Origin of the sequence: Bifidobacterium sp. UTBIF-78 (genome assembly GCF_006408945.1) — a bacterium.
Lineage (GTDB): Bacteria > Actinomycetota > Actinomycetes > Actinomycetales > Bifidobacteriaceae > Bifidobacterium > Bifidobacterium myosotis.
This window is the reverse complement of sequence record NZ_JFAO01000070.1, coordinates 1-5151: the sequence shown is the minus strand read 5'-3', so window position 1 is coordinate 5151 and position 5151 is coordinate 1. Positions and strand designations below refer to the sequence as shown.

The 5151-nt window shown below is 56.2% G+C and carries 3 protein-coding genes; all 3 read right to left on the bottom strand.

Annotation, left to right across the window (positions count from 1 at the left end):
• On the bottom strand, nt 1-2042 hold a 2042-nt coding region (locus tag BG22_RS10550), incomplete at its 3' end, for an InlB B-repeat-containing protein (protein ID WP_181163497.1).
• 541 nt (nt 2043-2583) lie between these two features.
• A complete protein-coding gene (locus BG22_RS10545) occupies nt 2584-3300 on the bottom strand; it encodes a hypothetical protein (RefSeq protein ID WP_140495409.1) in 717 nt (238 codons plus the stop codon).
• Nucleotides 3301-3647: 347 nt separating this feature from the next.
• Nucleotides 3648-5066 (bottom strand): alpha/beta hydrolase fold domain-containing protein, encoded by a 1419-nt coding sequence (locus BG22_RS10540; RefSeq protein ID WP_140495407.1) that lies wholly within the window; start codon nt 5064-5066, stop codon nt 3648-3650.
• Nucleotides 5067-5151 lie beyond the last annotated feature (85 nt).

Sequence of the window (5151 nt, the reverse complement as noted above, 5' to 3'; positions counted from 1 at the left end):
TGCAACTTAGCAGCAAGCTTCACGCCCGCGTCAATCCTTGCCTGACCAGACAGGTTACGGTACGCCACGTACTCGTCCTTCAGGGAGTACACGTAGTCCACGTAGGACTTCCAGCCAGCCTCGCTCTTCGCGTACTTCGCCCACAGCGCATAGTCAGCCTTCTTGTTCAGGAAGTCAGGCGACCATCCGTTGTACTCGTTGGCGCCGTTCAGCGGGTAGGTGGACAATGCGGCCGCGTTGTCGTTCTTCTCGGACGGAGTCCACATGGCCTTCAGCACGCCGGAACCGTAGTTACCGAGCTCATGCTCGGTCTTGACCGTGCCATTGTACTTGTAGTAGTAACCGTCAGAGAGGTTGGCGGTCAGGGACTCGTCGTCCGCGGCGACCCAGCCGTTGAAATCGAAGCCATCACGGGTCGGGGTCTCGATCACGTCCTGCCACTTCTGGCCGTCGGCCTTGGTGGCGTACGCGTAGTTCGTGCCGTTCTTGAAGAAGCCGCCGTTTGCGTTGAGCTGCAGGGCGATGGAGTTGCTCCACTTCGCGTATACGGAGATGGAGGCCGGAACGGTGTCGACCGGAGCGTCGTCGGTAATGGCGTACCAGCCGGTCACCGTGCGCGTGGTGTAGGTGTTGTTGGCAGGATCAGCGTCGGCGGCGGTCTGGTAGTAGTCCTCGAGACCAGTCGGCGGGACGATCGCGGTGTTGGCGGTCTGGTAGTTCAGAGCCTTGCCGGTGAACGCCTTCACCTTGTTGTTCGCGTCAACAGCCGCGTTCTTCGGGAAAGCCCAAGTCACCTGGCTACTCTGGTAGTTGTAGTAGAACACAACCGGGACGATGTTCTTCGTATCCCAACCGGCCTCGACGGTCACGGTGCGATCGTTGGCGTTGGCACCCGGCAAATCGGCGACGTTCTTGGAGAAGTCGACCTTCTCGCCCTTCTCGCTGAACCATCCGATGAACTCGGCGTTCTTCTTGGCCGGGTCGGACGGCTGCTCCACGGGCTTGTCACCCGGAACCTGCTCCGTGTAGTAGGAGTGGGCAGCGCCCTGAACGCCGTCGTTGGTCGGGTTCGCACCGAACTTGTAGGTGATGGTCCACGCCTTGGCGTCGGCATCGGCGAACTTCACACCATAGACAGTGAAATCAGCCTTCGGCACGTACGCGTCGAGGGTTCCATCCTGATCGGCGTCGATCTGCTCGTAGTCGACGGTGCTGTTTGCGACGTTCTTCGTGAAGTCGTACTCGGTGCCGAGCGGAGCCTGCCACTGGTCCTGCTTGAGGGACTCAGGGGCACGGAACGCCGGGAACGGACGGCCGGCCAGCGTGTACTTGGTCAGCTCCTCGGAAGTGCCGTTCTTGTGGAACTTCACAGCGGCGAGGTTCTCCTCATCCTGCGGGGCGACGGCCTTCACGAAGTACGGGTACAGGGTGATGTCGGAGGTGATGGCCTGATTCGTGTACAGGTCCTGCTTCGTGGTGCTGTTCGTGTACGTCCAGCCCGCGAACACATAGCCCTTGGTCGGAGCCTTGGGTTCGGCCGGGAACGCCTTGGCGTAGGCCTCGGCGCTAATCGGCTCGTTCTGCTTGACCTCGATCTGGCCCAACTGCACACCGTCGGAGCGCTTGAAGGTCACAGTGTTGGCCTCGGCGTACTGAGCGTACAGCTTGGTGTCGCCCTTGACCGCGAAGCCCTTGGAGGAGACCTTCTGAGTGCCGGCCAAGTCATAGGAATAGCCGCTGAAGATCTTGTGATCCGTCAGGCTGTCGGCGTATGGGTTGGCCAGACCGTTGGAGCCATCCAGAACGAACGTGTCGCCGTAACGGTAGTGACCGTCACCGAACGCGTTCTTGCTGGTCCAGTACGGCTGGTACGGAGTGTCCTTGCGGTACACGGCAACGCTGAACGAATTGTCGTCGGTGTTGACCGGATCCTCAAAGCCAGTGGCGTTTGCGGTCGCGGCCGCCACGCCCATGGTCGCGATCATCGCGACGGAGGCGAGGCCGGCGAGCGGCGCGCGCCAAACCTTGTTGTTTCCTGTCATAGTCAGGAACCTTTCTTCTAGGGACACAGGAAACATGGGGGATGCCAGATTCCACGTTGGGGGCCGGCCGTACGCCGCTGAGTGCGCTGGTTAACGGTCCATGTGGGCGGGGTTCTGACCTTACCCGGAATGTCCATAGGCTGGAGAGCAGGGTCGGGCGTCCGGCCCTAGGCCGAAGCTTGTCGTGCGAGCGGATGTATGGGGACGACGAGCGTCTTCCCCGGCCTTGCTCGTTCCCACACCAATGGGAAACGCGAGGATCTACGCGATCCACATGTCAGCGAGGAACTTCGGCTACAAGGGCGGCCTGTTCAGTGACTTCTATACGCCGCATATTGCATCCGGCTGTAGATCCATTCGTGTCACTGCCCCAGCCACGGAGGAACGCGGATGCGGGTCACCCCGGTCACCCGGCGTTACCTGTCATCCTCGATCCCGCTCAAAGTACCGAAATTGTGCGATCACCGCGAAAAGACAGTGGGGTCGTTTGTCGGAGATACCGACGAACGACCCCACTGCGAATGGTTAACTTATGAAGCGGTCACTTCTTGATTGCGTAGGCCTTGAAGGCAAGGCCCTCATCCTTCCATCCAGCTTTGACCGCATTGTTCACTTCGGTCTCGGATACAGTGAGCAGGTGCTCGCCGGAATTCTTGTTGTACAAGCGATACACGGTATCCGGAGCATCGGCTGCCACATGCCAAGCGACGCCTTCGTTCTTCCATCCAGCCTTTACGAGATCGTTCTTCTCGTCCTCCTTCAACGTATAGAGGTGGGAACCATCGTTCTCGTTATAAAGACGGTAGACCGGAGTCGCCTTCGTGTCGTTCGTGGTCTGGAACTGTTCGCCTTCGCGAATCCAACCAGCGTGGATCAGGTTAGTGTATTCGTCAAAGTTAGTCGTGCAGAGGTGGGAGCCGCCGCGGGTCCCATTCGGGTTGAATGCACGATAGACGGCCTCGCGATCTTCCGGAACTTCGGGCTGCTCCGGAGTGGAGGGCGTCTCGTCGCCCTTGCCGAGGGTCACGGTCACGGTCTTGCCGGACTGGCGTCCGGTGACGGTGAGCTTGTAGCCTTCCTTCGCGTTCTTCAGCTCGATTTCGGTGGTTCCTGCGGTCTGCACGCGGACGCCGGAAAGCGGGGTGCTGGAGGCGGACTGGTCGACGATCTTGCCGCTGACGTCGGCCAGCTGATAGGCGAGGACCGCGTCACCGTTGAAGCCGGCGGCCTTGGCGGTGTAGGGCGCCGTCCTTGCCATCGACGCAGGAGGCGTTCGGGCCGGAGGCGGCGATGACCGCCTTCAGACCATTGTGCTCCCCCATGATCGGTCCTTTCGCCCCTCTTGATGTAATACAAGGCCAACCCTAGGAATCATGCTTATCGCCTGAACGACACCTATGGGGCACCTTGGGGATATTTGGGTAAATTCTCGGAATCTTCCGAGAATGAGAATCAGTATTGTGTTACGCAGACTGAAATTCGGATTCAGCGGACGGGATGTGGCCTGTGCCTGTCCGCTGACTATGGGCAAATCGGGACAACAGATAACAGAATCGGCTACAAATCAACGATCCGTCAATCTTGTCGTTGCAAAGTCACCATATCTCAGATAGCTTCATATGCATGGAAAGCGACGCCTTCATCAATCCATCCCTGCGACATTAAATCATTCAGCTCTTTCTGGCTGGTGACAAGCATATGCTGCCCAGCATTAGGGTTATATAACTGATATACAGGGACTCCACCGGATTGACGTGCGAAGAAAACTCCTTCAGAATACCAGCCTGCAACACGCAAAGAGGCAACCTCGGATTCATCAGTTGTGTACAGGTAATCATCTGTCAACGGATTATGCAAACGGGTGACGTTTTGGCTCCCCGTAACAGCCTGTTGCCGAACATAAAACGCATGACCTTCATCACGCCATCCAGTCCAATCCTGATCCAGAACGTTAATTTCGTTCTTGCTGATCGAAAACATATGAACACCATTAGCAGTGTTATACATGCGAGTAACGGAAACTATCCCCTTCTCGTCAGCAGTCTCTCCACTAGGCATCACATTGGAGAGAAAATCCAGATACATCAACTGTGCCTCAATATTTTTTACGAATATATCAACCGAACTATGCGGGCCATTATCTGGATACCATGAATAAACCGACTTCGCCCCAACTGCACGAAGACTCCGCTCTAGAGCTACAGTCTGGTGGTAATCAACAGTTGAATCGTTCTTGCCATGCACCAGTAGAATTGGCTTGGCGTCCGCGTTGACATACTCAATAGGACTCGCCAGCATTGCTTCTTCATTGGTATATCCAGCTCCAAGCAGCAAATTCTTCGCATAGGCGGCGCTCGCAGAATCATCGTGGGATGAGGTGCCCCACTCTGCCACATTAGAAATACCGTAATCACTGATAACGGCTTGAATATCACTTGATACCGTACCGTTACCATCATTCGTGTCGACAAATTGCTCACCATATGTTTCATCCATCAGCATCGCCAAATGAGCGCCAGCCGACTCACCGAAAACAGCGATTTTCTTGCCATCCACGCCCAACGACTGAGCGTTTGCACGAAGGAACCGAATCGCCGACTTGCAGTCGTTAATCTGAGCTGGCCAAGGCGACTCATCCGCCAGACGGTAATCTATGGAAGCAACGGCATAACCGCTTTTCAACAGAATACTCACCAGAGGCATTCGATCGGACATAGATTTGTCCCCATGAACCCAAGCTCCACCATGAATGAAGACCACGAGAGGATGCCCCTGCCCATCCCCACTGCTATTCCAAGCCCTGGGACTGTAGAAATCAAGCTTCTGTGTCTGCGTTGCAGACCAAGGAGCTGTATAAGGAATATCGGAACGTACTTGAATGGTCTCCGGAACGCTCGCTTCCTCAGCATCAGCAACGTTAGCCGTAAAACCCATCAATACGGAAAGGATAATCGCAAACACGGCAACTGCACCACACCACGACTGACGTATTCTCTTCGCCCGAATATGCTTATCCAATGCCATAAATCTGTCTCTCCAGTATCAAGTCCACACTTACTATAGCTGGCCCTGAGATTTGAAGCCTCGTACTAGTTGTCGAAAAGTGAGG

Bases quoted from the DNA above. Each gene is read 5' to 3' on its own strand.
- BG22_RS10545 (WP_140495409.1), bottom strand. From the start codon at position 3,300: ATGGCAAGGACGGCGCCCTACACCGCCAAGGCCGCCGGCTTCAACGGT.
- BG22_RS10540 (WP_140495407.1), bottom strand. From the start codon at position 5,066: ATGGCATTGGATAAGCATATTCGGGCGAAGAGAATACGTCAGTCGTGG.